The sequence below is a fragment of the Rhizobium sp. BK512 genome (genome assembly GCF_014194915.1).
Lineage (GTDB): Bacteria > Pseudomonadota > Alphaproteobacteria > Rhizobiales > Rhizobiaceae > Rhizobium.
Genome location: NZ_JACIAS010000005.1, coordinates 70,240 through 95,245, shown reverse-complemented (window position 1 = coordinate 95,245; position 25,006 = coordinate 70,240). Strand labels below are relative to the sequence as shown.

The following is a 25,006-nucleotide window of genomic DNA, read 5'->3' as shown; positions in this document are numbered from 1 at the left end:
TACAGGTCCTTGGATCAGGTTGCAGCCACGGGCGCGGAGTGGCCCTGGCGCGATAGTTGCTTGACGGACAGGTGCATCCAGATGAGCGAGATCGCGACGATCGCGAAGAGCAGCAGGAAACAGCTCGACCAGAGGCCGGTCAGGTCCTTGAGGAGGCCAAAGGCGATCGGAAGGATGAAGCCACCAAGGCCGCCCATCATCCCGACGATGCCGCCGACGGCGCCAACGCTCTCTGGGTAATAGGCCGGAATGTGCTTGTAGACGGCAGCCTTGCCGAGGCTCATGAAAAAGCCGAGCACGAAGATGACCACAATGAAGATGACGGGCGTGATGGTGGTAGCAGGCAGTGACAGGATGAGCGTGGCCACGGCTGACACGGCAAACATCGTGTACATCACGCTGCGCGCGCCCTTCTTGTCCGACAGCACGCCGCCGAAGGCACGGAAGATGCTGCCCGGGATCGAATAGGCAGCGGCGATCATGCCGGCAGCTTCCAGATTGAAGCCGTAGACACCGACAAGATAGCGCGGCAGCCACAGGGAGAGGGCAACGAAGCCGCCGAAGGCGAAGAAGTAATAGAGTGAGAAGCGCCAGACCTGAAGGTTCTGCAATGGCGCGAATTCCTGGGCGAGGCTTTTGGAAGCGACGCCGCGTTCGCGGCGAAGACGAAAGGCCGGATCATCTGTTGTGGTGAACCAGAAAATTATTGCCATCAGCGCCAAGCCGGCCGCCCATATTTCAGCGACTGCCTGCCAGCCCCAAGCGAGGAGCACGAAGGGGGCCGCGAATTTTGTCACGGCCGCGCCCACATTGCCTGCACCGAAGATGCCAAGTGCCGTACCTTGCTTCTCCGCTGGAAAGAAGGGCGAGACATAGGCGACGCCGACCGCAAACGAGCCGCCGGCGAGCCCGACACCCAGGCCGGCGATCAGCATCTGCGTATAGGTGTGGGCGTAGGAGAGCAGAAAGGTTGCTACTGCAGCGGCAAGCATGGTCAACGTATAAACGAGACGGCCGCCGTAACGTCCTGTCCAGATGCCAAGCACGATGCGCACGAGCGAGCCGGTCAGCACAGGGGTGCCGATGAGCAGTCCGAACTCGGCTTCGTTCAGCCCGAGTTCCTGCTTGATGCGAATGCCGATGATCGCAAAGATCGTCCAGACCGCAAAACAGAGCGTGAAGGCGACCGTGGAGATCCACAGTGCTTTGGCTGGTTCGCCGGCGGACATGGGCTGCGCTTTCTTGATGACAGTCATGGCTTCTCCGTGGCCCGACAAGGTCGTGCCGATCCATCGCTGGGGGTTAAAAACAAAAAGCCGCTGGTCAGGACGCGCATGCACGAGGCGCGCGAAATATCCTGATCAGCGGCTTTGCTGGTGACGCCCGTCGTTGGACGTCGAATTCATGGCCTTCTGGCCCATCTGCCTCAAGCAATCCGTATGACAGATTGCACAAGGGTACTCCTGTATCCTCAATGAGCGCCTATCGTGCGCTCATTCTGCTCTGATCGCCTTTGACCAGTGCATAACTATCGAAGCAAACCGCGTGCCAGTTTGCGGATGCTGTGCCAGTGAATTGAATCTAAAGGAGTTTTTAGAAATCCATCGGTTGCGCGTTTTTTGGGCCGCTGTCGTTTGTGCAAATCTTTTGTGCGCGATTGTGAGGTCGGTGCAAATCTCTGATGGCGTTTTGTGCAGGGCAGCATGAGATTAAATTCCTTCGCTGCTGGAAGCGAAGGGCAAGACGCTCTTTACCGCAAAGCCCGCAACATAATCCGGCAGTTTCGATGGGTCGAAAACGTGACCGTCCATGAAGCGGTCGGTTTCGTCGGCCCCTTCGATGCGCACGTCTGCATCGATAGGTGCGCTGCCCTCGCCAAGGGCTGCACGATAGAGGTCGGGGCGGTAGGCGGAAGCAGCTGCGCGTGCTGGATTGAGTCCGAGTTCGGCCTGACCCCAGCGGATCATCTGACTGTAGATCCAGAGCGCATGGCTCGTGCGAGGATAATTGGCGAAACCCGAATGGAACATGAAGTAATTGTCGATGATGCGCCGGTTCCCTTTTGCATCGAGGCTGAACTCGCCTGCCAGCACGTGGCGGATGATGTGAACCGGTGCTGCGATATAGCGGGCATCCGCCAGGGCCTCGGCAAGCGCATCGTGGTTGTCCGGCTGGTCGCACCAGCGTGCCGCCGCGTCGAGAGCGACGATCAGTCGGGAGACTGTTTCCGGATGGCTGTCTGCCCATTCCGGGCGCATGCCGATCACCTTTTCCGGTGCAGATGGCCAGATATCCTGTTTGGCGGCGACGATACGACCGACGCCACGCTCTGAGGCAACCATGTTCCAGGGTGCGCCGACACAGAAACCATCGATCGCGCCGGCGGCCAGCGCGTCGGAGGTCAGCGGAGGCGGCACGACGACGAGTTTGACGTCCTTGTCCGGATCGATGCCGCCGGCGGCAAGCCAGTAGCGGAATTCGTAATTGTGCGAGGAAAAGGGATAGGTGACGCCGAAAGTCGGCAGCGGCTCGCCGCTTGCCTTCATCTCTGCTAGCACCTTTGCCAGTGCCTTGGCGTTTTCCAGCGCGCTGGCGCTTTCCGATAGGTTCTCGGCGTCCCGCATCCTGTCGAACAGGCGGGTTGAGAGCGTGATTGCATTGCCGCCGCGCCCGAGAGAGAAGGGTGTAATCGTCGGCGATGGATTGGAGCCAAGGCCGAGCATGGAGGCAACGGGCATCGGCGAGAGCATGTGGGCGATATCGAACTGCCGGAAAGCGAGGCGGTCGCGAATGTTTGCCCAGGAGACGTCCTTGACGAGATCGAGCGTCAAGCCTTCCCGCTTGGCAAAGCCGAATTCCGCTGCCGCGATGAGCACGGAAGCGTCGACGAGCGGAATGAAGCCGGCCCTCAGCGTTTTGGAACCTTCGCCGTTGGCATGGGCGGGCGCTGGCAGACCGGCATCGAGATTGAGGCTTTTCGTCATCATGTTCACTCCGGCCTCCTCCGGACAGTCGCGACCAGAGAGGTCATCACATTAAAAGCCCTGCTGCGGTCACGACGCTCTGGGCGATATCGGACATCTTCTTTTTCTCGTTCATTGCCGTCTGACGAAGCAGCGCAAACGCTTCCTCCTCCGACAGGCCACGCATCTTCATCAATATGCCTTTGGCGCGTTCGACGATCTTGCGCTCCTCGAGGGCCGACTTGGCATCGGCAAGTTCGCGTTGCAGCCGGTCGAATGCATTGAAGCGGCTGACCGCCATATCGAGAATGGGTTTGACGCGTTCCTTCTTCAACCCGTCGACGATGTATGCCGACACGCCGGCATCCACTGCTGCCTCGATGGAGGCCGTGTCGGAGCGGTCGACGAACATGGCAATCGGCCTGCCGACCGTACGGGTCAACTGGAACAGATGCTCCATCATGTCGCGATTGGGGTTCTCGATATCGATGATGATGACGTCGGGCCTCAGCGTATCGATAATACGCGCCACGCCTTGGACTTCGTGGATGACCGTCACGCGCGCATGGCCGGCCTCTCGCAGCCCCTCCTCGATAATGGAGGCGCGAATGGTATTTTCATCGATCACAAGGATGGTCAGATCGAGCCGGCTCATGCGACATTTATGACGCAATGCAGCAAGGCCGACAAGCTAGAAAGGCAATTTATTAGGCATTTTGTAAGTTTGATTAAATAATGGGCTGTCTGCTTTATATATGAGCAACGTCTGGTCTCATTGAGGTTTTCGAAAAAGATTGCCGCATCCGTTCACTTGTCGACAACTGCGCTACCTATGCCTCAGTATAATGCACCGCCCGCGCGCTCGCTGTTATCGTGGGGCTATCTTGGAGACGGAGAGCGAAGATGAGCGACAAGCGGCCAGAAGGTGTTGAGGCGTATAGTCATCCGGCAGGCGGGTGGGATGCGCTGAAAGCGGTGGCGAAAACGCTGAAGCATCAGCAGATCGTTGCACAGGGCAGTACCACACTGCTCAAGGCAAACCAGCCTGAAGGTTTCGATTGTCCCGGCTGCGCCTGGCCCGATCCAAAGCACACCTCTTCCTTCGAGTTCTGCGAGAACGGCGCAAAGGCGATCACCTGGGAGTCCACCGCCCGCCGCGTCACACCGGAATTCTTTGCCGAACACACGGTCTCCGAGCTTTGGGATTGGATCGATCACAAGCTTGAGGACCAGGGCCGGCTGACGCATCCGCTGAAATACAATAGCGCCACGGATAAATACGAGACGATCGATTGGGATGATGCATTCAGCCTGATAGGCTTGGAACTCAACAAGCTCGCAAGCCCCGACGAAGCTGAATTCTACACGTCGGGACGCGCTTCCAACGAGGCGGCCTTCCTCTATCAGCTCTTCGTGCGGGCCTATGGCACCAACAATTTCCCCGATTGTTCGAACATGTGTCATGAGGCGACGAGCGTTGGCCTGCCGCTGTCGCTCGGTGTCGGCAAGGGTACGGTGACGCTTGAGGATTTCGATCATGCCGACGCCATTTTCAGCTTCGGCCACAACCCCGGAACCAACCACCCCCGCATGATGACGACTTTGCACGAGGCATCCCGTCGCGGTGTTCCGATTATCGTCTTCAACCCGTTGAAGGAGCGGGCGCTCGAGCGTTTCGCCGCGCCGCAAAATCCGGTGGAGATGGTGACCTTATCCTCGACGCCCATTGCATCTGCCTATCACCAGCTCCGCACCGGTGGCGACCTTGCCGCCCTCAAGGGTCTGATGAAGCTGATCTTCGAACGCGATGTGGCCGATCTCTCCGGCGGCGGCAAGGGCGTCCTCGACCGAGATTTCATCGCCGAGCACACCGCTGGCATTGATGCCCTGAGGGAGGATCTCGACAAGGCCAGCTGGGCAGACATCCTCAGCGTGTCCGGTCTGACCATGGAGGCGCTGAACAGTGCCGTTGATGTCTACCTCAATGCCCGCAATGTCATCCTTTGCTACGGCATGGGCATCACGCAGCACGCGAACGGAACGGCAAATGTCCAGCAGCTTGCCAATTTGCTGATGCTGCGCGGCAATATCGGCCGGCCCGGCGCTGGCCTCTGCCCGCTGCGCGGCCACTCCAATGTGCAGGGGGACCGGACCGTCGGCATCACCGAGATCCCGAACAAGGCGCTGATCGACGGCATGGAACGGGCCTTTGGTTTCCGTCCTTCTGCAGAGAAAGGCCACAATGCGATCGAATCTATCGAGGCGATTGCAGACGGCCGATCCAAGGCGCTGATCTGCCTCGGCGGCAATCTGGCCGTCGCCATGTCCGATCCTGATGTCACCTTCCAGGCCATGCGCAAGCTCGATCTTGCCGTCCATATTGCCACCAAGCTCAATCGCTCGCATCTCCTGACGGCAAAGACCTCCATCATTCTTCCCTGCCTCGGGCGGACCGATCTCGACACCCAGGCATCAGGGCCGCAAGCGGTGACGGTCGAGGATTCCATGTCCATGGTGCATGCTTCGCGCGGTTTCCTGAAGCCGCCGGGCGAGTTGTTGAAATCCGAGCCCGCCATCATCGCAGGCATTGCAATGGCCACGCTCGGTGCAAAATACGGCATCGACTGGAAGGGTCTGATTGCCAATTACGATCGCATCCGAGACAAGATCGAGGTGGTCTTCCCGGATTTTCATGAATTCAACAGCCGCGTCCGAGCCCCCGGTGGTTTTCGGCTGGATGTTCCGGCTTCCTATCGGGTCTGGAAGACTGCGAGCGGCAAGGCGAACTTCCTCATCGCTCCCGGTCTCGACGAAGATCCCCGCCTGAAGAACCCCGCGACCCTGGTGCTGACGACGCTGCGCAGCCACGACCAGTACAACACGACCGTCTATGGCCTCGACGATCGCTACCGCGGCATTTTCGGCCGCCGTGACGTGATATTCATGAGCGGTCAGGATCTCGCTGAACGGGGCCTGCGTGACGGAGACAGGATCGATATCCGCTCGGCAACCGGCCACGGTGGCGGGAAAACCGTCATCGGTTTCACGGCTGTCGAATATAATATCCCCGTCGGTTCGGTCGCAGGCTATTATCCGGAAATGAATGCGGTGATCGCGCTTGATCACTATGACCGCAAATCGGGCACGCCGAGCTACAAGGGTGTTCCCGTCGCGATCACCAAGAGCGAGGCTCAGGCTGCGGCTTAGCGTGAGACCGCAATTGTCCCTCCCGTGCTTTCGCGGGCGATGACCTCGAAGCCAAGGTCGATCTGGTTTGGTGGCTGGCGGCTCGTCGAATTGAGGGCCAACAGCACCTTTTCGGCGGCCAGCTTGCCCGTCTCGAACCGCCTCGTCATGATCGATGACAGGGATGGTGACGCACAGGCGGAAAATTCGAGATCGTGGAAACCGATGATGGCGATGTCGTCAGGCACGCGGATGCCACGCTTGCGGCACTCCTGCATGGCGCCGAGCGCCAGGTTGTCGTCGATGCAGAAGATCGCTTCCGGCCGGTCGCCACGTTCATGCATGAGAGCCAGGAGATCGGACCCGAGCGCAACCGAGCTGTGCCGCTGCCATTGCGTGATGATTTCGAGCTTCTGCAGTCCTGCCTCCTGCATCGCCAGACGGTAGCCATCAAAGCGGGATTGGGCGCGGTGGTCGAGATTGCCGGCGAGGAAGGCGACGCGATCAAAGCCTTGGTCGATGAGATGCTGCGTCGCTGCTTGCCCGGCACGATCCTGCAGCATGCCGATATTGAGGTCGATCGGATCGGGCGAGAGCTCGAATGTCTCAACGACGGGCAGATGCGCCCGTGTGAGAAGTTGGCGGGCTAGTGGCGTGTGATGGGTACCGGCGATGATGATCGCTTCGACCCTTTGGCCGAGCAACACCTTGATGGCATTTTCCTCTTCCTGCTCGGAATAGCGGCTGTTGACGACGATGACCTGGAAGCCCGCCGCGACAAGCACGTCGTGCAGAGCGAAGAGATATTCGGCAAAGATGACATTATAGAGGGTCGGCACGATGACGCCGATTGCGTGCGTTCGCGACGAGGCGAGCCGGCTGGCCGCAATATTCGGCACATAGCCAAGCTCCTGGACAGCGGCAGTGACGCGCTGCCGTAGGGCCTCCGACACTGCGTCGGGTTTGCGAAGCACGCGTGAGACTGTGATCGGGCTGACACCGGCCAGAGTTGCCACGTCATCCAAAGTTACTCTTCGCATTGTAATCTCGATTCATACAGAAAATTCATGCAGATCTGCAATTTATCTCGCAATTGCGAAATATTTAGCTCGGAAAATTCTAGTTGACAGCGCTAGCAAATACGATTTGACAGCGCTGTCAACTATGTTAGGCTCGAAATGTACCGGAAAAGGATGGGATGGAACCTTCCGGGATCAGCATGCAAATAAGATTTTGTGGAGGGCGGCCTGGGTCCGCCTGAGGAGGAGACATTCAATGCTTAAGGTGAAGAAAGCGAAGATGGCCCGTATCGCCGCGTTTTCCGCGTCGGCGTTTGCTCTGCTCTGCAGCACGGCCATGGCGGAACCAAAGGTCGTGTCCGGCCCCGCCGCCGATCCGAACTGCATGGTTCCGTGGTCGGCCGAAACCCAGTTCCTGCAATATCCGAAGAAGGATGGTCCTTACCGCATCGCCCTTGCGAATGGCTATATCGCCAATACTTGGCGCATCCAGATGGTGCAGACGGCAAAGGCATACGCTGCCCAACCGGATGTCGCCGCCAAGCTGAAAGAATTCAAGGTCGTATCGACCGGCGAGGACGTTCCGGCCCAGATTTCCGCGATCAACAACTTCATCGATGCCGGCTACGATGCCGTCGTCGTCAACGCCCAGAACCCGACAGCCTTCGGTCCGGTCATCAAGCGCGCCAAGGAGGCCGGCGTCGTTCTCGTCGCCTTCGACAACATCCTTGACACCAAGGACGCAATCAACGTCAACGTCGACCAGAAGGGCCTTGGCGTCATCTGGGCCAACTGGCTGGCAAAACATCTGCCGCAGGGCGGCAAGATCCTGGAAGTACGTGGCGTTGCCGGCACTTCCGTCGATACCGATCGCCATAATGGGATTCATGAAGCTCTGGATGCTTCCGGCAAGAAATTCACCGTCACCGAAGTCGTTGGCAAGTGGGATGATGGTGTAGCGCAGAAGGCAGCGGCCGATGCGATTGCCACCAATGGTCCGTTTGATGGCATCACCGCACAGGGCGGTGACACCGGCGTGGTGCAGGCGATGATCGACGCGAAGCATCCGTTCGTGCCCTTCGGCGGTGAGACGGAGAACGGCTTCCGCAAGTTCTGCGCCGCCCATGCGGGGGATGGTCTGAAGTGCTCATCAGCAGGTACCGGCCCGGCGCAGGTTGCGGTTGCCATCAAGACTGCCATCGCCGCTCTCGAAGGTCAGGTCGTTCCTCAGGCCGTCAAGCTGCCGACGGCACTCGTTTCCGATCCCGATTTCAAGGAAGGCGAGGACTTCTACCCCAAGGAATCCGACAACTTTTTCGTCGGCAATTCCTTCCCGACCTGCGGCATCAACTTCTCCGCACAGGAAATCATGGGGCAGACCAAGGAAAACCAGTAAGCGCCACCATCCGGACCTGACTGCGGGCGTTCGCGCCCGCAGTCTCGATCTCGACGCGACCGAATGGAGGCTGGATGCATGATCCTTTCCGAACCGCTTCTGCGCCTGGAAGGCATATCGAAACGCTATGGCGGCGCGATTGCGCTGAAGGAAGCCAATATCGCCGTGCGCCCCGGCGCGATCCACGCCGTGCTTGGCGAAAACGGTGCCGGCAAATCGACCCTCATCAAGATCATGGCCGGTGTGGTGGCGCCTGACGAAGGGCGCATGCTGCTCGACGGAAACGAAATCTCCTTTGCCTCGCCGGCTGCCGCCAATGCTGCCGGCATCGTATGTGTTTTCCAGGAACTGTCGCTCATTCCGGATCTCTCGGTGGCCGACAACATCGTGATCAGCAATCCGCCGCTGCGTTTCGGCATGATCGACCGCAACAAGCAGCGCCAGATTGCCGAAGAAGCACTTGCCCGCGCCGGTGCTGCCGATATTCATCCCGCCTCGCTTGTGAAGGATCTGCCGCTTTCGCGCCGCCAGATGGTTGAGATCGCCAAGGCGCTCGCCCGCAAGCCGCGGCTGATGATCCTCGACGAGGCGACTTCGGCCCTGACCCAATCCGATGTCGAGAAGGTCTTCGGCGTGCTGAAGCAGCTTCGGGCCGAGGGCATGGCGCTGATCTATATCTCACATCGCATGCATGAGATTGCAGAACTCGCCGATGACTGCACGGTCTTTAGAAACGGCCGCAGCATCGAATCCTATCCCGCCGGCACCAAGTCCGACCAGCAGGTGGTGGAGCTGATGATCGGCCGCGAATATACCAACGTCTTTCCGCCCAAGCCGCTGCACCCGAAGGCAGACGCGCCGGTTCTGTCCTGCCGCGACCTCTCCTGGGGGGATCGGCTCTCCGGGATCAACTTCGATGTGCGTCCCGGTGAGATCATTGGTTTCGGCGGACTGGACGGGCAGGGGCAGCGTGAATTGCTGCTGGCGCTGTTCGGCGTGCTGCGCGACCTCAGGGGCGAGGTGGCGGTCGATGGCAAACCGATAAGGTTGAAGAGCCCCGGCGCGGCGAAATCAGGTGATATCTCCATGGCGCTGATCCCGGAAGATCGCAAGACGGAAGGGCTCATGCTGCCGATGACCGTTCGTGAGAACCTGTCGATCGCAGCGCTTGACCGCGTTTCGCGCAACGGCGTGATCGACCGCGCTGCCGAGCTTCGCGAGATCGACGAACTCCTGAAGCTCCTGGCAATCAAGGCCGCAACGATCGACATGCCGGTCGCATCCCTGTCTGGTGGCAACCAGCAGAAGGTGGTGATCGCCAAATGGCTGATGAACAGGCCGCGCATCATTCTTCTCAACGATCCGACCCGTGGCATCGATGTTGGCACCAAGCAGGAAATCTATGCCCTGCTGCGCAAGCTTGCCGATGCGGGTGCGGCCATCATCTTCTATTCGACTGACTATGACGAACTGGTCGGCTGCTGCGACCGCGTGCTCGTCATGTATGATGGCAGCATCATCCGCGTCCTCGAAGGAGACGAGATCACCGAACGCGAACTGGTCAGTGCCGCGCTCAACATCGATGCCGGCGAGGCGCAGAAAAGGATGGCCCAATGAGCAGGCAGTCGACGGGCGAATGGCGCTATCGGTACGTTCAGCAGAAGGGCACGCTTTTCGCAGCGCTGCTCTTCATCCTGATGTTCATCATCTATGTTTCCAACCATCCCGCCGGCTTCACGCCGAACGTGGTGCAGACCGCCGCCAACAAGGCAACGCTGCTCGCTTTCGTGGCCATGGCGCAATGTTTCGTGGTCATCACGGCTGGCATTGATCTTTCTGTCGGCATGATCCTCATCCTGTGCAACTGCCTTGCCTCATGGCTCGTGGTCGGCACGCCGCTGCAGACCGGGCTGGGTGTCGCAGCTGTGCTCCTGACGGGTCTCGCCTGCGGCCTGCTCAATGGGCTGGTCATCATTTTCGGTCGGTTGCAGCCGATCGTCACCACCATTGCGACCAGTGCGGTCTTTTACGGGCTGGCATTGCTATTGCGGCCCACACCGGGCGGCTCGGTCAATGAAGATCTTGCCGATGTCTTCACCTCGAAGCTCTTTGGCGTCGTGCCGGCAAGCCTCGTCGTGCTTGCACTCATCGTACTGATAATCTGGGTGCCCTTCAGCCGTTCGGTGCTCGGCCGCACCGCCTATGCGGTCGGATCGGCGGAAAACGCCGCCTACATGTCGGCGATGCCGGTAAAGAGGGCAAAGCTCGCGGCTTACGCGCTGGCAGGCCTGCTTTCGGCAATTGGCGGGCTCTATCTGACCTTTTTCTCGTATACGGGCGAGGCGGCCTTTGCGAGCGGTAACGCCTATACGCTCTATTCGATCGCAGCAGTGGTGCTCGGTGGTGTCTCGCTTGCGGGGGGAAAGGGAAGCGCCGTCGGTGCCGTCTTCGGTGCGCTGGCCTTCCGCACTATCGGCGACCTGTTGTTCGTCTTCGATCTCGATCCGCTCTGGCAGCCGCTCTTTCAAGGCGTGGTGCTGATGTTGGCGGTCAGTATCGGCTGCATCGGCCTGTCGCGTGTTCGCAATCGTCTGGAGTGGTTCCAATGAGCGAGGATGCTTCCACAATGCGGCAAATTCCTGTGCCCGCCCGACTGCGCGGCGTCGATCCGGCTGTGGCAATCGCCTTCGGCTGCATCATCCTGCTGCTCCTTGGCGGCTCGCTCTACTCCTCTAATTTCCTGTCGCTGGACTACCTGCTGCAGCAGTTGAAAGTGGCCTCTTTCCTCGGCGTCATCGCAACCGGCATGATGGCGGTCATCCTGCTTGGCCAGATCGACCTGTCAGTGCCCTGGGTGGTGACGACAGGAGCGATGATGGCTTGCGCTGCCACTGCTTACGGAACGACCGGCGCGGTTCTCGCAATCCCCTTCGGTATTCTCTGCGGTGCTACGATCGGCCTCGTCAACGGCATCGCGGTCGCCTATCTGCGCATTCCCTCGATGATCATCACGCTTGCGACCAACGCTGTCGCGCAAGGGCTGATGGTCGTCTACACCGGCGGTTTCTCGCCGCAGGATTCGGCCTCGGCCGCCATGCGCTTCCTGGCAACCGGCTATGCCATTCCCGGGCTTCCGAACGGCGTTCTCGTCTGGCTCGCCGTCGGCTTGCTCGCCGTCTTCCTGCTGACACGCACGACCTTCGGCCGGTCGCTCTATGCGATCGGCAACCGCGAACGTGCCGCCTACATGTCCGGCATCAATACGCGCAGGATCACCCTTCTTGCCTTCATTATGTCGGGCGGTCTCAGCGCACTCGGCGGCGTGCTTCTCGCCGGTTATGCTTCGAAAGCATCCCAGTCCATGGGTGACGCCTATCTTCTGCCGTCGATTGCTGCCGTGGTGCTTGGCGGTACGCACGTGCTTGGCGGCAAGGGCTCCTATCTCGGAACTGTCGCCGGCGTCATCCTGATCACTCTGCTGCAGTCGATTCTCTCGGTCATGCAGATCGAGGAGGCTGGCCGGCAGCTCATCTATGGCGCTGTCATCATCGGCATGCTGCTGCTCTACGGGCGGCAGAAGGTCTTGTGACGAAATTCAGTATTTCATTCCATCCGGGCAGTCGCTTGCCTCGATGTTTCGGCGGATGGGTCATTCGAGCCGAAGCTGGAGACGATGCTGCTGTCGACAGTAGGGGCCAACTTCCGGTGCATCGATGGCGATGGCCTGCGCATTGTGCACGTGGCTACCCGCTCGGCCGGATAGGTCATGGAAGCTTGAATCACCTACATCTGCCACCGTTGTGACGGGCTCTCCAGCCGATGCAAGGCCATGGCATGCAGCAGCAGTTTGCTGGCTGCGTCCTAGCCGCGATTTTTTGCGGAAATTCCTTCAGATTTCCATAGACCCCCGTTCTCGCCGCGATGACGCTCTCAAGCCTGCAAACGCTGGCTTTTGCTGCGTGGTTCCCGGCTTTTCGACGACCTGACATTTATATGATCAAGCGTCACTTGACATTTGTCGATCATAACTTGAATATTGTCAGCATCGATATCTGGCGGAGGCTTCCAGATGTCCGATGGCGTGCTGGAGCGTAGTCGCCAGACGCATGCATGGAGGAGACAGACGTGGAATTTTTGCTGGAAGTGGAGGGGCTCAGGAAGTCCTTTGGCGGTGTCGCGGCCCTGCGCGATGGCCGCTTCCAACTTCGCGCCGGCTCGGTTCACGCGCTCTGCGGCGGTAATGGCGCCGGCAAATCGACTTTCTTGAAAATCCTGATGGGCATTTACAAGCGCGATGCCGGCTCGATCCGCCGCCGTGGCCAGGAAGTGGATTTCTCCAGTCCGGCGGATGCTCTCGCATCCGGTATTGCCATTATCGAGCAGGAGCTGAGCCCGGTTCCACACATGACGGTCGCCGAGAACATCTATCTCGGCCGTGAACCGTCTACCCGCTTCGGCGGCATTGATTTCCGCAGCATGAACCGGGCGGCGCAGAGGCTGCTCGACGAGCTGGAGTTCGACATCCGGGCCACCCAATACATGATGAACCTATCCGTCGCGCAGATGCAGCTGGTGGAGATCGCTAAGGCACTGAGCCATGACGCCGAAGTCATCTTCATGGATGAGCCGACCTCGGCCATCGGCGAGCGTGAAGCCCAGCAGCTCTTTGCGGCGATCCGCCACCTGCAGGCCCAGGGGCGTGGCATCGTCTACGTTTCGCACCGCCTGTCGGAAATCTTCCAGATTGCCGATTCCTATACGGTTTTCCGCGACGGTTCCTTCATCGGTGCCGGCGCCTTGTCGGAGATCGACCGGCCGAACCTGATCCGCATGATCGTCGGACGGGAACTCGCCGAGGAATATGTCAAGACCAATAAGCCGACGTCGGATGTCGGTCTGGAGGTTAGCGCGCTTTCCTGCCCGAACAAGATCGACGATATTTCATTTGCCGCACACAAGGGCGAGATCTTCGGCATTTACGGGCTCATGGGTTCCGGCCGTACTGAAATCTTTAACTGTCTCTTCGGTCTCGACAAGCCCTCCGCCGGGCGCATCTCGGTTGATGGCGCGCCGATCCTCGTCTCGAAGCCCTCGGATGCGATGGCTCACGGATTGGCGCTGGTCACCGAAGACCGCAAGCAGACTGGCCTCAATCTGTCGGACTCAGTTCGCGCCAATATCTGCATGGCGAGCCTGCCGGCACTGAGCCCGGCCTTTGCCATGGACCATGCGAAGGAACTGGACGCCAGCCGGCGGATGCGCGAGCAGTTTCAAATCAAGGCAGCACGCGACACCATGCCCGTATCAGGCCTTTCCGGCGGCAATCAGCAGAAGGTCGTCCTCGGCAAGTGGTTCCTGCGCAACCCCAAGGTCCTGCTGCTGGATGAGCCAACGCGCGGCGTCGATGTCGGGGCCAAGCGTGAAATCTATCGCATCATCTGCGATTTCGCCGAAGGCGGCGGCACTGTGGTGATGATCTCATCGGAAATCGACGAAGTTCTTGGCATGTCGGACCGCATCATGGTGATGCGCGGCGGCAAGAGCGCCGGAATATACAGCCGGGAGGAGACGAATGCCCAATCACTCGTCCACTTATCAACCTGACCAGAGTCAGGGCGTTCGTCCGGCACCAGAGGAGCAGGCAGTGTCAGTGAGTGAGAACAAGAGTACGGGTGGCTGGTTCAAGACGGAACAGCGGCGCCTGATCGTGCAGGAATACGGGATCTTCCTCGCGTTCCTGATCCTGGTCATTATCCTGTCGTTCTCGAACGAATTCTTCCTGACCGGCGGCAATATCTCCAACGTGCTGCTGCAGACGTCGATCAACGGCGTGCTGGCGATCGGCATGACCTTCGTCATCCTGACGCGCGGTATCGACCTGTCGGTCGGCTCGGTGGTCGCGCTCGCCGGCATCGTCAGTGCAAGTTTTGCAACGACGTCTGCTACGGCGGGTGTCATCGGCTCGCCTTATCCGGTCGGCGTCGGCCTGCTTGTCGGCGTGTTCGTCGGCATCATCTGCGGTTCGATCTCGGGTGTGATCGTCTCACGTTTCTCGGTGCCGGCCTTTGTCGCGACACTCGGCATGCTTTCGGCTGCCCGCGGCATGACGCTGATCTACGGCGGCGGTCGTCCGGTTCCCGCGCTGACACCTGCCTTCCGCTGGATCGGCACCGGTGACGTGTTCGGCGTTCCCGCGCCGGTCATTGTGCTTGCCGTCGTCTTCGCGATCTCCTGGTGGATCCTCAACCGCACGCGCTTCGGCCGCTACATCTATGCTGTCGGCGGCAATCCCCATGCAGCCAAGACTTCGGGCATCAATACCGATCGTATCCGCTTCACCGTCTATGTCATCTCAGGCGGCCTGGCAGGACTTGCGGGTATTCTGCTCAGCGCCCGCACCGGTTCGGGTCTGCCGCAGGCAGGTGTCGCCTATGAGCTGGACGCGATCGCGGCAGTCGTCATCGGCGGGACAAGCCTTTCCGGCGGCGTCGGTCGTGTGACGGGAACACTGATTGGCGCCCTCATCATCGGAGTCATGAACAATGGCCTCGATTTGATGGGTATCCAGTCCTACTACCAGCAGGTCCTGAAGGGTGCCCTGATCGTCGGCGCCGTCATGCTCGACCAGAAACGAAATTTCGGAGCTTGAGCTCACCAGCAGAAATTCGGGGGCAGGCAGCTCGCCGCCCCGTCCGACAGGCAAGCCATGCCGGCAGCCTAAACCCAAAGTGGAGGAGAATGGAAATGAGAAAGCTTCTGATTGCGCTTGCTTCGGCAACGGCGCTGCTGGCAACGTCTGCCGCAGCCCAGGAAAAGATCAAGATCGGCGCAGCACCTTACGGCCTCAATGCAGAATTCATGCAGATCTGGACGGCAGCGCTCCAGGACCACCCGGCCGTCAAGAGCGGCGAAGTCGAACTGACGGTTTTCGACGGCCGTTATGATGCGCTGGTCCAGCAGGACCAGTTCAAGACGATGATCACGCAGAAGTATAACGCGATCATCTTCGCCCCGATCGACGTCGATGCAGGTGCGGCCGCCGTCCAGTCGGCCGTCGATGCCGGCATTCCGGTCATCGGTTCCAACACCCGCGTCAACTCCGATCAGCTGACATCCTATGTCGGTTCCGACGATACTGTGTCCGGCTATCTCGAAGCCAAGAGCGTTCTGGACAAGATCGGCTGCAAGGGTAATGTCGTTATCATCGAAGGCCCGGTCGGTCAGTCCGCCCAGATCCAGCGTCTGGAAGGCAACAAGAAGGCGCTTGCCGAGTGCCCGGATGTGAAGGTTCTCGAAGACCAGACGGCAAACTGGTCGCGCGCGGAGGCCCAGACGCTGATGGAAAACTGGCTGACGGCTCATCCGAACCAGATCAACGGTATCATCGGCCAGAACGATGAAATGGCGCTTGGCGCCATCGAAGCGGTCAAGGCTGCCGGTCTCGACGTCAAGAGCTTCGCGATCGCCGGCATCGACGGCGTCACCGATGCGCTGCGTGCAGTCAAGGCGGGCGAAATGACGTCGATCCTGCAAGATGCGCGCGCTCAGGCTCAGGGTGCCCTGGATCTGGCGATCTTTAATGCCAAGAAGGGCGACTACAAGCCGGAGTCCGATATCTGGACCACCTACAAGGACATGCCTTGGAACGGCGGTAAGGATAAGACCTACAATGTTCCGTGGACCCCGGTGACGGCTGAAAACGTCGATCAGCTGCTGTCTACCCGCAAGTGATCCTCGCTGGGGGCGGGATCATATCCCGCCCCAAACCCTGAGTTCGAGAGAGAGCCATGACTGATTCCAAAGAGGTTGACCTGAACTTTTCCCTGAGCGGCAAGGTCGCTCTGGTTACGGGCGGCGCGTCCGGTATCGGCAGCGCCATTGCATCCGCCATGGCCGCCAAGGGCGCTGTCGTTGCCGTCATCGACATCAATGAATCGGTGGCACGGAGCAAGGCTGAAGAACTCGGCAACGGTTCCAGATCCTTTGTCTGCGACGTGTCAAATCCGCAGTCGGTCGAGAATGTGATTGCTGATATCGAAGCTGCCTTCGGCCGCATCGATATCGCCGTCAACAGCGCTGGCGTCGTCATGCTTGCGCCGGCCGAGGACCTGGGTCTCGACGCCTGGGACAAGACAATCGCCATCAATCTCAAGGGCACGTTCCTGGTCTCCCAGGCTGCCGGCCGCGCCATGATCAAGGCGGGCAAGGGTGGCAAGATCATCAACATGGCGTCGCAGGCAGGCACCGTCGCGATCGATCAGCACGTCGCCTACTGTGCTTCGAAATTCGGCGTCATCGGTCTTTCCAAGACACTTGCCGCCGAATGGGGCAAACACGGCATTACCGTCAACACCATCTCTCCGACAGTCGTCCTGACCGATCTCGGCAGGAAGGCATGGGATGGCCCGCGCGGCGAGGCGCTGAAACAGCGCATTCCCTCCGGTCGTTTTGCTTTTCCGGAGGAGATTGCGGCCGCGGCGGTGTTCCTGGCTTCCAATGGTGCCGATATGATCAACGGCGCGGACCTTCTGGTCGACGGCGGTTACACCATTATCTGACGCGCGGTAGATAGGAGTTATAATGCAGCGATTTATCAACAATCCGGATGAGGTCGTCGAAGATACCGTCAAAGGTTTCGTCAAGGCTCATGCCGACATCGTAAGGCAATCAGCACAAAATCCCCGTGTCATCGCCGCCCGTCACGCACCAGTCGCCGGCAAGGTGGGCGTCATCACCGGCGGCGGTTCGGGTCATGAACCGGCCTTCATCGGCTATACCGGTCGCAACATGCTGGATGCCGTGGCAGTCGGCGAACTTTTCTCTTCGCCAACCGCAAAGAGCTTCCTCGATGCGGCGCGCGAAGCCAATGGCGGCAAGGGCGTCGTCTGCCTCTATGGCAACTATGCCGGCGACAACATGAATGTGAAGATGGCGATCAAGCTGGCGGCGAAGGAAGGCATCGAGATCGCCACGGTCGTCGCCAATGACGACGTCTGTTCCGCAAGCCCCGAGGAGCGCGAGAAGCGTCGTGGCGTTGCCGGCGAGATCTTCATGTGGAAGTGCGGCGCCGCGAGAGCTGCCGAGGGCGCAAGCCTCGAGGAAGTCAGGGCGACCGCGCAGAAGGCGATCGACAATTGCCGTTCGATCGGTGTCGGCCTCGGCCCCTGTACCCTGCCGTCCGTCGGCCATCCGAATTTCACCATCGAGCCTGGCACGATGGAGGTCGGCATCGGCCACCATGGCGAACCCGGCGTGCGTGTCGAGCCCCTGAAGTCCGCCAGGGACGTCGCGGAGGAGATGGCGAAGATCGTTCTCGAGGATCACCAGCTTGCTGCTGGAGCCGAAGTCGCCGTTATCGTGTCCGGCCTCGGCGCCACGCCGCTTAACGAGCTCTATATTCTCCACGATACGATTGAATCCGAGATCACCGGACGCGGACTGAAGATTCACAAGGTCTATATCGGCAACTATTTCACATCGCTGGAAATGGTCGGCGCGACACTGACCGTGATGGCATTGGACGACGAACTGAAGCGACTGCTGGATGTCGATGTCCAGTGCCCTGCGATGCTCTGAGGGGAGGTGGGTCAATGCAGCAATTTCAGAATGCCAGATCGGGTGAAATCGTTCTCTCGTTGGCCGACCGGATCATCGAAAATCGCGCCTATCTGAGCGAAATTGATGGCAAGATCGGAGACGGCGATCACGGCGTCAACATGGCCAAGGGTTTCGGCATGGCCGCCGAGCGCATCAAGGGAACCGACATGTCGCTGGCTGAAGCGCTCGACACGCTCGGCACGGTTCTGATGACGGAGATCGGCGGCTCCATGGGGCCGCTTTACGGCGTGATGTTCACGCAGTTTGCTGAAACCATCGAAAAGTCCGATGCGATCGATGCCGCCGCCTTCAGCTCCATGCTCCAAAATGGTCTCGACGGCATTCAGGCGATCGGTTCGGCGAAGGTCGGCGACAAGACACTGCTCGACACACTCGTGCCGGCGATCACTGCATTCGATACGGCAATTGGCAGCGGAAAGTCCTTTGCCGAGGCGCTTCACGCGCTCGTCGCAGCTGCCGAGGCCGGACGCGACAGCACACGCGATCTCGTCGCAAAGATCGGTCGCGCTAGTCGGCTCGGCGAACGTTCGCTCGGTGTGCTTGATGCAGGCGCGACATCCTGTGCATTGATCCTGACGTCGCTGGCTGAAGGCGTAGAACCGAGGCTGCAGTCGGCCTGACAGATCGGGCTTTGGTGAGAGCCCGCGATCCTCCCTTGCATCACCTTCCCGGCCGCTTCGGCGGCCGGGAACAATCAGGCGAAGGCACGTTGAAAACTGCAGCTTTTACGCTCATCTTCGCCGTCGATTGCAGACGAGGAGAAACCAGGCAGGATGACGGCTAAGACATCATCGGCACGAAAGAACAACGCGGCAGACGTTTCGGCCGAACCCATCCCGCTGCGCTACGGCGACGATCCCTATGTATGGGCATGCTGGCTCTATTATGAAGACGGCATGACTCAGGGCGACATCGCCGAGACCATGGGCATTTCGCGCGCTACGGTGAACAGCTACCTCGCCGATGCGCGCGCTCGCGGCATCGTCAATATTTCCATCGAACCCTCACGCCTCAGTTCGCTCACCATCGCTCAGGAACTGAAGCGGCATTTCGGCCTGCATGACTGTCTTGTCGTGCCGAGCGACGACAATGCGCGGCCGCTGATCGAGCGGCTTGGTGCAGCAGGCGCGCAGGCACTGCAGAAGCTCCTGAAGTCGGGCGACACCCTGGCGGTTGTCTGGGGACGCACCATCATGGCGGTTGGCGAGCAGGCCGCCATCTCGGGCCTGCAGGATATGACCATCGTGCAGGCCACCGGTGGCACGAGCGCAACTTTCGCCTATACGCCGGAACTCTGTGCTGCGGCCTTTGCCGATGCGGTCGACGGCCGGCTCATCAACATTGCGGCGCCTGCAATTGTGTCCAGCGCCGAAGTGCGTGATTTGCTGATGCGTGAACCGCTGATTGATCGTCAGTTCGAAGCGCTTTCACGGGCGAACAGGGTAATTTTCGGCATCGCTTCAATGCGGCCGAATTCCACCATCCACACCAGTGGTTTTTTCGAGTCCGTATCGCTGCAGGACTATCTGGCGAAGGATGCGACCGGTGTCGTGGCAGGCCGCTTCATCGATGGCCATGGGCGGCCCGTCGCCGGGCCGCTGGACGACCGGACGGTCGGCATCTCGCTTGATATGCTGAAGAAGATCAACATGCGCATTGCTGTTGCCGGCGGCTTCGACAAGGTGCCGGCCATTCTCGCGGCGCTTCGCGGCGGCTATGTCAATGTCCTCATTACCGATGCAGCGACGGGCCGCGGCATCCTCAATGCCGACGGCGTTACTGAAATCGCTCAGAAGAGCCTCCAGCGTTCGCGTGTGGAAAGTGAGATTTCAGCGCCGTTGAACTTCGCGCGCACCCAGATCAAGAAGTTCTTGAACAACCCTGACGACGTCGTCGAGGAAATGCTCGAGGGCGTCGTCAAGGCGCATGCGGGCTACCTCCGCCCGGTCGACGGCTCCAACCGCGCGCTCGTTGCCCGTACAGGCCCCCGGGCGGGCAAGGTTGGACTGGTCGTCGGCGGCGGCACCGGCCACGAGCCGGCCTTCCTCGGGTATGTGGGCAAGGGGCTCGCCGATGCTGTCGCGGTCGGCAATATCTTTTCCTCCCCGCCTCCGGGGCCGATCCTGCAATGCGCCCGGGCGGCATCGGGCGGGGAGGGCGTGCTGTTCGTCTACGGCAACTATGCCGGCGACGTCATGAATTTTGAGATGGCTGCCGAAATGGCAGCGGAGGACAATATCGAGGTCCGTACCGTTGTTACCACCGACGATATTTCGTCCTCGCCAGTAGAGGATCGGGATGGCCGCCGCGGAGTCGCCGGCAATTTCTTTATCTTCAAGATCGCCGGTGCGGCCTGCGATCGTGGTCTGTCGCTGAATGCTTGCGAGGCAGCAACGCGAAAAGCCAATGACCGTACCTTCACGATGGGTGTTGCGTTGGAGCCCTGTTCGCTGCCGCAGACGCGTCGCCACAATTTCGAGATCGGTCCCGACGATATGGAAATCGGCATGGGCATCCACGGCGAACCGGGCGTGATGCGTGAAAAGATGATGAGCGCCGATGCCGTGGTCGATGTCGTCATGGATCGCATATTCTCGGAAATGAAACCGGTGGCGGGGGACCGCGTTGCCGTTCTCGTCAACTCGTTCGGCGGCACGCCGCTGATGGAACTCTATATTCTCTATCGACGGGTGGAACAGCGCCTGAGCGCAAAGGGGATCAAGATCGAAGCGAACTGGGTGGGGCATTATTGCACATCGCTCGACATGGTCGGCGCATCCATATCCATTCTGCATCTCGATCAGGAATTGACGGATCTGCTGCACCACCCCTGCGATACCGCGTTTCTGAGGGTCGTAAACTGAAAAGTAAAAGCATCCCAGGGAACTGGGCTGCATGAATTGGGAGGATACGCATGTCGGCAAACGCGGCCCGCCGCCTCAGCAGGATGTTTCACCGGATATCGGTGGCGATCTCGGCTGAGAAGGATCATCTCTCCGATCTGGATGGCGCGATCGGCGATGCCGACCACGGCATTACCATGTCGCTCGGCTTCCAGGCGGTGAATGGCGAACTGGCAAAGCAAGATCTCGATACAATATTGCCATCAGAGGTCTTTTCGCTTGCCGCATCCGCCTTTCTCGATGCCGTTGGCGCATCGACCGGCCCGCTCTATGCCACCGCCTTCCGCAAGGCCGCGCAGGCCCTGAAGCGGGACGAGACGCTTTCGATCGACTCTCAGGCCGCAATTGTCGAGGCCATGACATCAGGTATCCGGGATCGCGGCAAGGGCCAGCGCGGCGATAAGACCATGCTGGATGCCTGGATCCCGGCAACCGAAGCGGCAGCTGCCGCCCGCGACCGGCAGGCGACCGTCTCGGACATGTGGAACGACATTCTGGAAGCCGGTGATGCCGGCGCACGCTCGACCCGTTCGATGGTTGCGACCCGCGGGCGGGCGGCCCGCCTCGGCGAACGATCCCTTGGCCACATCGATCCCGGCGCGGCATCGGCCGTCGTCATTATCAGAGCGATGAAGGAGACATTCACTGAGAACGAGCCGGCGGAGTGATCCACCGGCTCCGGTTGCTACTTTTGATCCGATTACTTGCTGGCCGCCTCGGCTGCCTTTGCGATCACATCGGCAACCTTTTCCGGCTGAGATGCGAAGACAGCATGGCTTGCCTTGATCTCCGTCACCGTGCTGCCTGCCCGCTTTGCCATGTCGCGTTCGAGATCGGGATTGATCGAACGGTCTTCGGTGGCCACCACCGTCCAGCTTCTCTTGGTCTTCCAGGCAGGATCGCCAGCCTTGGCAGAGAAAGCCTCCTTGGAGGCGAAGACCTGTGACTTCGCGAGGAATGCCGCCTCGTCCTTCGGCAGGTCGGCGGCGAAGTCGTTCGCGAAGGCGGCCGGGTCTAGGTAGAGATATTTTCCGTCCTTCGTCTCACGAATATTCATGCCGCCAGCCGGCTTGGAACTCGCCAGGCTGATGAGGCTTTCCCCCTTGTCCGGCTGGAAGGCCGCGACATAGACCAGGCCCGCCACATTGGGGCTGTTGCCGGCTTCGGTGATGACCATGCCGCCATAGCTATGGCCGACGAGCAGGGTTGGGCCGTCCTGCAGGTCCAGTACTCGGTTGGTGGCGGCGACGTCATCGGCAAGCGAGGTGATTGGCTCCTGGACGATGGTGACGTTGAAGCCGCGTTTTTCGAGAATTTCAGTCGCCTGGCGCCAGCCGGAACCATCGGCAAGAGCGCCGTGGACGATGACGATGTTCTTCACCTCTGCTGCCTGGGCGGTGAAAGCGATGACGCTGGTGGCGAAGGCGAGGGCGAGAGTGGAAAAATACTTGTGTTTCATGGTGTTTATTCCTGTTGTTCAAGTTAAACGGGAGTAGGAAGTTCAGCCGAAGGTAAAGGCGTAGGCCTGGACGCCGGGATCGAGGAAATGGATCTCGAAATTGCGTGCTTCCACGGCACCGGACTGGCGCACGAGCTGGTAGAGTTTGGTTGAGGTCACCGTGCCGTTTCCATCGGCATCGATATCGCTGCCGTGGTCGGCACCTGGCGCCTTGCCGTCGACCGTCACCTGAAAGCGGATCGGTTTGCCGTCAGTCGCTGGGCCAAGAACGAGATGCAGGTCGCGGGCGCTGAAGCGGTAGGCGATGCCGCCGCCTGACTGATCGAGGGTCGCCTCTTCAGCGCCGACAGTCCATTTGCCCGAAAGACCCCACTGGTTGAGGCCAGGCTGCTTGACCGAATAGTCCCTGCTGGCATCGGCGCGCATGCTCTCATTGGAGGCAAAGCCGGTGGCCTGCTGATAGCCGATATAGGTCTCGCCGGAGCCGATGTCCTTCAGGTCCGGGCTCATCTCGGCACCTTTCGCATCCGGCACGACCGGTGCGCTTGTTGCCGTCTCGCTGCCGGCTTCGCGCAACAGATCCTGGATCGCCTGCTCGGTCTGCCGGTAGTTGCCTTCGCCGAAGTGATGTTCGCGGATCTGGCCCTTGGCATCGATCAGGTAATGAGCAGGCCAGTAGCTGTTATCGAAGGCGCGCCAGATCTTGTAGTCGTTGTCGATTGCGACCGGATAGCCGATATTGAAGTCGCCGATGGCCTTTTTGACATTATCGATCTTCTTTTCGAAGGCAAATTCCGGGGCATGCACGCCGATCACAACCAGGCCCTGGTCTTTGTATTTTTCAGCCCAGGCGCGGACATAGGGGATAGTGCGGATGCAGTTGATGCAGGAATAGGTCCAGAAATCGACGAGTACGACCTTGCCGCGGAGTTGTTCCATAGTCAGCGGCGGCGAGTTCAGCCATTCGACGGCACCGTCCAGCGATGGCGCCCGACCTTCGACTGGCAGATCGCTATGGAAAGGTTTCGCATCGGCAAGACCGATCGCCTTGTCGTTGCTCGCGACTTCGGACGATCCTCCATCGGTTGGCTTCACATTCACCCTGTCGAGAACGGCCTGCTCGAAGGATGCGGTGCTGGCATAGGAAAGCTGCGAAAGCAGGCCAGTGTCGAGACCGAGTGCAATGACAGCGACGCCTGCGAGCACGGCAGCGCCGAGGCCCTGACGAATGCGCTCGCTGACGCCAAGCGACTTCTTCATGCCGGCAAAGATCTTGCCGCCGACTGAGAGTGCAATAGCCAGCGAAGTGGCGGCGCCAGCGGCATAGGCAAGCAGCAGGAACGTCGTCTGCAGGTTCGCGCCCTGGAGTGCGGCGCCGGTCAGTACGAGACCGAGGATTGGCCCGGCGCAGGGCGCCCACAGCAGACCGGTCGCGACGCCGAGAACGAGCGCGCTCGCCACAGTCGGCGCAGCACCGGTCTTGCCGGAAGCGTTCAGCAGGCGGTTGCCGAAATCGACGACAGGCTGGGTGATGACGCTTGCGATACGGGGCGAAAGAAGACTGATGCCAAAGATGGCAAGCAGGGTCAGCGCGGCAAGGCGGCCATATTCATTGGCGTTGATCGCCCAGCTGCCGCCAACTGCCGCAAGTGTCGCTACCAGCGCGAATGTTGCGGCCATGCCGATCAGCATGGGCAGCGTGCTGCGCACGAATGGCTGTCCGGCACGGGCAAAGATGAAGGGCAGAATGGGGAGAATGCAGGGGCTGAATATGGTCAGCGCCCCTCCAAGATAAGCAATGATAAGAAGTGTCATCGTCGTTTCCTTTGAAACCGGGTGATCGGACTCTGGACGGCGATGCGGCCCGATCAGCAACGTGGCTATCTGGTCGAGGCGATGTATCTCGGATGTGTCTGGTTTTATGGCAATGTGTACCGAAGTGTAGGAAGCGCAAAGATGAGGGCTACGCTATCTTCCCGCATCATGTCTCGCCGATCGAACCTTCTTTTGGGAGAGCGTGGCCGAGCAGGTAGGATCACATGACGATCAGTCCGGAGAATATAAAGCTGAAGCGGGTTTATGCGGCCAAAGCTGCCGCGGATGGCGCCCGCCTGCTTGTCGATCGCATCTGGCCGCGCGGCCTCAGCAAAGACCGCGCTGCTCTCGATGCCTGGCTGAAGGATATCGCACCCAGCACCGAGTTGCGCCACTGGTTCAATCATGAGCCCGATCGCTGGGAGGAGTTCTGCAAGCGCTACATCGTCGAGCTTCAGCAAAAGGAGGAAGAGGTAGATCAGGTGCTCGGTTTCGCAGAAAAAGGCACGGTCACCCTGCTTTATGCCGCCCGCGATGATGAGCACAACAATGCCGTCGTGCTTCGTGATTTCCTCATCAAACGGATTTTCGATTAGGAAGGCAGCCATTGTATCAGAACGTATCCGGAAGCCCGGATGCTACATCCG

The 25,006-nt window shown here is 60.0% G+C and carries 20 protein-coding genes; 14 read left to right on the top strand and 6 right to left on the bottom strand.

The window, feature by feature from the left end:
* Positions 1–14: 14 nt before the first annotated feature.
* From FHX06_RS18530 to FHX06_RS18520, 3 genes are all read right to left on the bottom strand, one after another.
* Entirely contained in the window at positions 15–1,256 is a 1,242-nt protein-coding gene (locus FHX06_RS18530) for an MFS transporter (RefSeq protein WP_183880388.1), read from the bottom strand.
* Between the two features lie 453 nt (positions 1,257–1,709).
* A complete protein-coding gene (locus FHX06_RS18525) occupies positions 1,710–2,993 on the bottom strand; it encodes a CmpA/NrtA family ABC transporter substrate-binding protein (protein WP_183880386.1) in 1,284 nt (427 codons plus the stop codon).
* A gap of 37 nt (positions 2,994–3,030) precedes the next feature.
* Positions 3,031–3,618, bottom strand: coding sequence for an ANTAR domain-containing response regulator (locus FHX06_RS18520; RefSeq protein ID WP_112542347.1), 588 nt, complete (start codon positions 3,616–3,618; stop codon positions 3,031–3,033).
* 248 nt (positions 3,619–3,866) lie between these two features.
* Here FHX06_RS18520 and FHX06_RS18515 point away from each other — a divergent pair, with 248 nt between their 5' ends.
* A complete protein-coding gene (locus FHX06_RS18515) occupies positions 3,867–6,170 on the top strand; it encodes an FdhF/YdeP family oxidoreductase (RefSeq protein WP_183880384.1) in 2,304 nt (767 codons plus the stop codon).
* Here the strand turns inward: FHX06_RS18515 and FHX06_RS18510 are convergent.
* The gene (locus FHX06_RS18510) at positions 6,167–7,189 is read right to left on the bottom strand and encodes a LacI family DNA-binding transcriptional regulator (RefSeq protein WP_183880382.1); all 1,023 of its coding nucleotides are present in this window, start codon (positions 7,187–7,189) and stop codon (positions 6,167–6,169) included. The two genes, FHX06_RS18515 and FHX06_RS18510, sit on opposite strands and share 4 nt — an antisense overlap.
* A gap of 235 nt (positions 7,190–7,424) precedes the next feature.
* On the opposite strand from FHX06_RS18510, the gene FHX06_RS18505 reads away from it, so the two are divergent.
* The 12 genes from FHX06_RS18505 (at position 7,425) to dhaL (FHX06_RS18450) (ending at position 21,753) form a co-directional block, all read left to right on the top strand.
* Positions 7,425–8,564 carry a sugar ABC transporter substrate-binding protein gene (locus FHX06_RS18505; protein ID WP_112542344.1) on the top strand — a complete coding sequence of 380 codons (1,140 nt, stop codon included), beginning with the start codon at positions 7,425–7,427 and terminating at the stop codon, positions 8,562–8,564.
* A gap of 78 nt (positions 8,565–8,642) precedes the next feature.
* On the top strand, positions 8,643–10,181 hold the full coding sequence (locus FHX06_RS18500) for a sugar ABC transporter ATP-binding protein (RefSeq protein ID WP_183880380.1): 1,539 nt from the start codon (positions 8,643–8,645) through the stop codon (positions 10,179–10,181).
* On the top strand, positions 10,178–11,173 hold the full coding sequence (locus tag FHX06_RS18495; RefSeq protein WP_112542342.1) for an ABC transporter permease: 996 nt from the start codon (positions 10,178–10,180) through the stop codon (positions 11,171–11,173). The genes FHX06_RS18500 and FHX06_RS18495 overlap by 4 nt, the downstream gene beginning before the upstream one ends.
* Entirely contained in the window at positions 11,170–12,153 is a 984-nt protein-coding gene (locus tag FHX06_RS18490; RefSeq protein WP_112542341.1) for an ABC transporter permease, read from the top strand. Before FHX06_RS18495 ends, FHX06_RS18490 begins: the two co-directional genes overlap by 4 nt.
* 536 nt (positions 12,154–12,689) lie before the next feature.
* Positions 12,690–14,168 (top strand): sugar ABC transporter ATP-binding protein, encoded by a 1,479-nt coding sequence (locus FHX06_RS18485; RefSeq protein WP_113212962.1) that lies wholly within the window; start codon positions 12,690–12,692, stop codon positions 14,166–14,168.
* Positions 14,137–15,213: an ABC transporter permease subunit gene (locus tag FHX06_RS18480; protein ID WP_246715589.1), complete on the top strand. Its 1,077-nt coding sequence runs from the start codon at positions 14,137–14,139 to the stop codon at positions 15,211–15,213. The genes FHX06_RS18485 and FHX06_RS18480 overlap by 32 nt, the downstream gene beginning before the upstream one ends.
* 95 nt (positions 15,214–15,308) lie before the next feature.
* Positions 15,309–16,295, top strand: a complete 987-nt coding sequence (locus tag FHX06_RS18475; RefSeq protein ID WP_112971613.1) for a substrate-binding domain-containing protein — start codon at positions 15,309–15,311, stop codon at positions 16,293–16,295.
* Positions 16,296–16,351: 56 nt separating this feature from the next.
* Positions 16,352–17,122 (top strand): SDR family oxidoreductase, encoded by a 771-nt coding sequence (locus FHX06_RS18470; RefSeq protein WP_113212963.1) that lies wholly within the window; start codon positions 16,352–16,354, stop codon positions 17,120–17,122.
* A 22-nt stretch (positions 17,123–17,144) separates the two neighbouring features.
* On the top strand, positions 17,145–18,140 hold the full coding sequence (locus FHX06_RS18465; protein ID WP_113212964.1) for a dihydroxyacetone kinase subunit DhaK: 996 nt from the start codon (positions 17,145–17,147) through the stop codon (positions 18,138–18,140).
* A gap of 14 nt (positions 18,141–18,154) precedes the next feature.
* Entirely contained in the window at positions 18,155–18,802 is a 648-nt protein-coding gene (gene dhaL, locus FHX06_RS18460; RefSeq protein WP_113212965.1) for a dihydroxyacetone kinase subunit DhaL, read from the top strand.
* Between the two features lie 153 nt (positions 18,803–18,955).
* Positions 18,956–21,046 carry a bifunctional sugar-binding transcriptional regulator/dihydroxyacetone kinase subunit DhaK gene (locus FHX06_RS18455; protein WP_113212966.1) on the top strand — a complete coding sequence of 697 codons (2,091 nt, stop codon included), beginning with the start codon at positions 18,956–18,958 and terminating at the stop codon, positions 21,044–21,046.
* 50 nt (positions 21,047–21,096) lie between these two features.
* Positions 21,097–21,753 (top strand): dihydroxyacetone kinase subunit DhaL, encoded by a 657-nt coding sequence (dhaL, locus tag FHX06_RS18450; protein ID WP_113014771.1) that lies wholly within the window; start codon positions 21,097–21,099, stop codon positions 21,751–21,753.
* A gap of 32 nt (positions 21,754–21,785) precedes the next feature.
* Here the strand turns inward: dhaL (FHX06_RS18450) and FHX06_RS18445 are convergent, their stop codons facing one another.
* Complete coding sequence (locus FHX06_RS18445; RefSeq protein WP_113212967.1) at positions 21,786–22,544, bottom strand: alpha/beta fold hydrolase; 759 nt, start codon at positions 22,542–22,544, stop codon at positions 21,786–21,788.
* A gap of 42 nt (positions 22,545–22,586) precedes the next feature.
* On the bottom strand, positions 22,587–24,359 hold the full coding sequence (locus FHX06_RS18440; protein WP_113212968.1) for a cytochrome c biogenesis protein DipZ: 1,773 nt from the start codon (positions 24,357–24,359) through the stop codon (positions 22,587–22,589).
* A gap of 224 nt (positions 24,360–24,583) precedes the next feature.
* Between FHX06_RS18440 and FHX06_RS18435 the strand changes: the two genes are divergently transcribed.
* Positions 24,584–24,955 carry a DUF488 domain-containing protein gene (locus FHX06_RS18435; protein WP_113207406.1) on the top strand — a complete coding sequence of 124 codons (372 nt, stop codon included), beginning with the start codon at positions 24,584–24,586 and terminating at the stop codon, positions 24,953–24,955.
* The last annotated feature ends 51 nt before the right edge of the window (positions 24,956–25,006 follow it).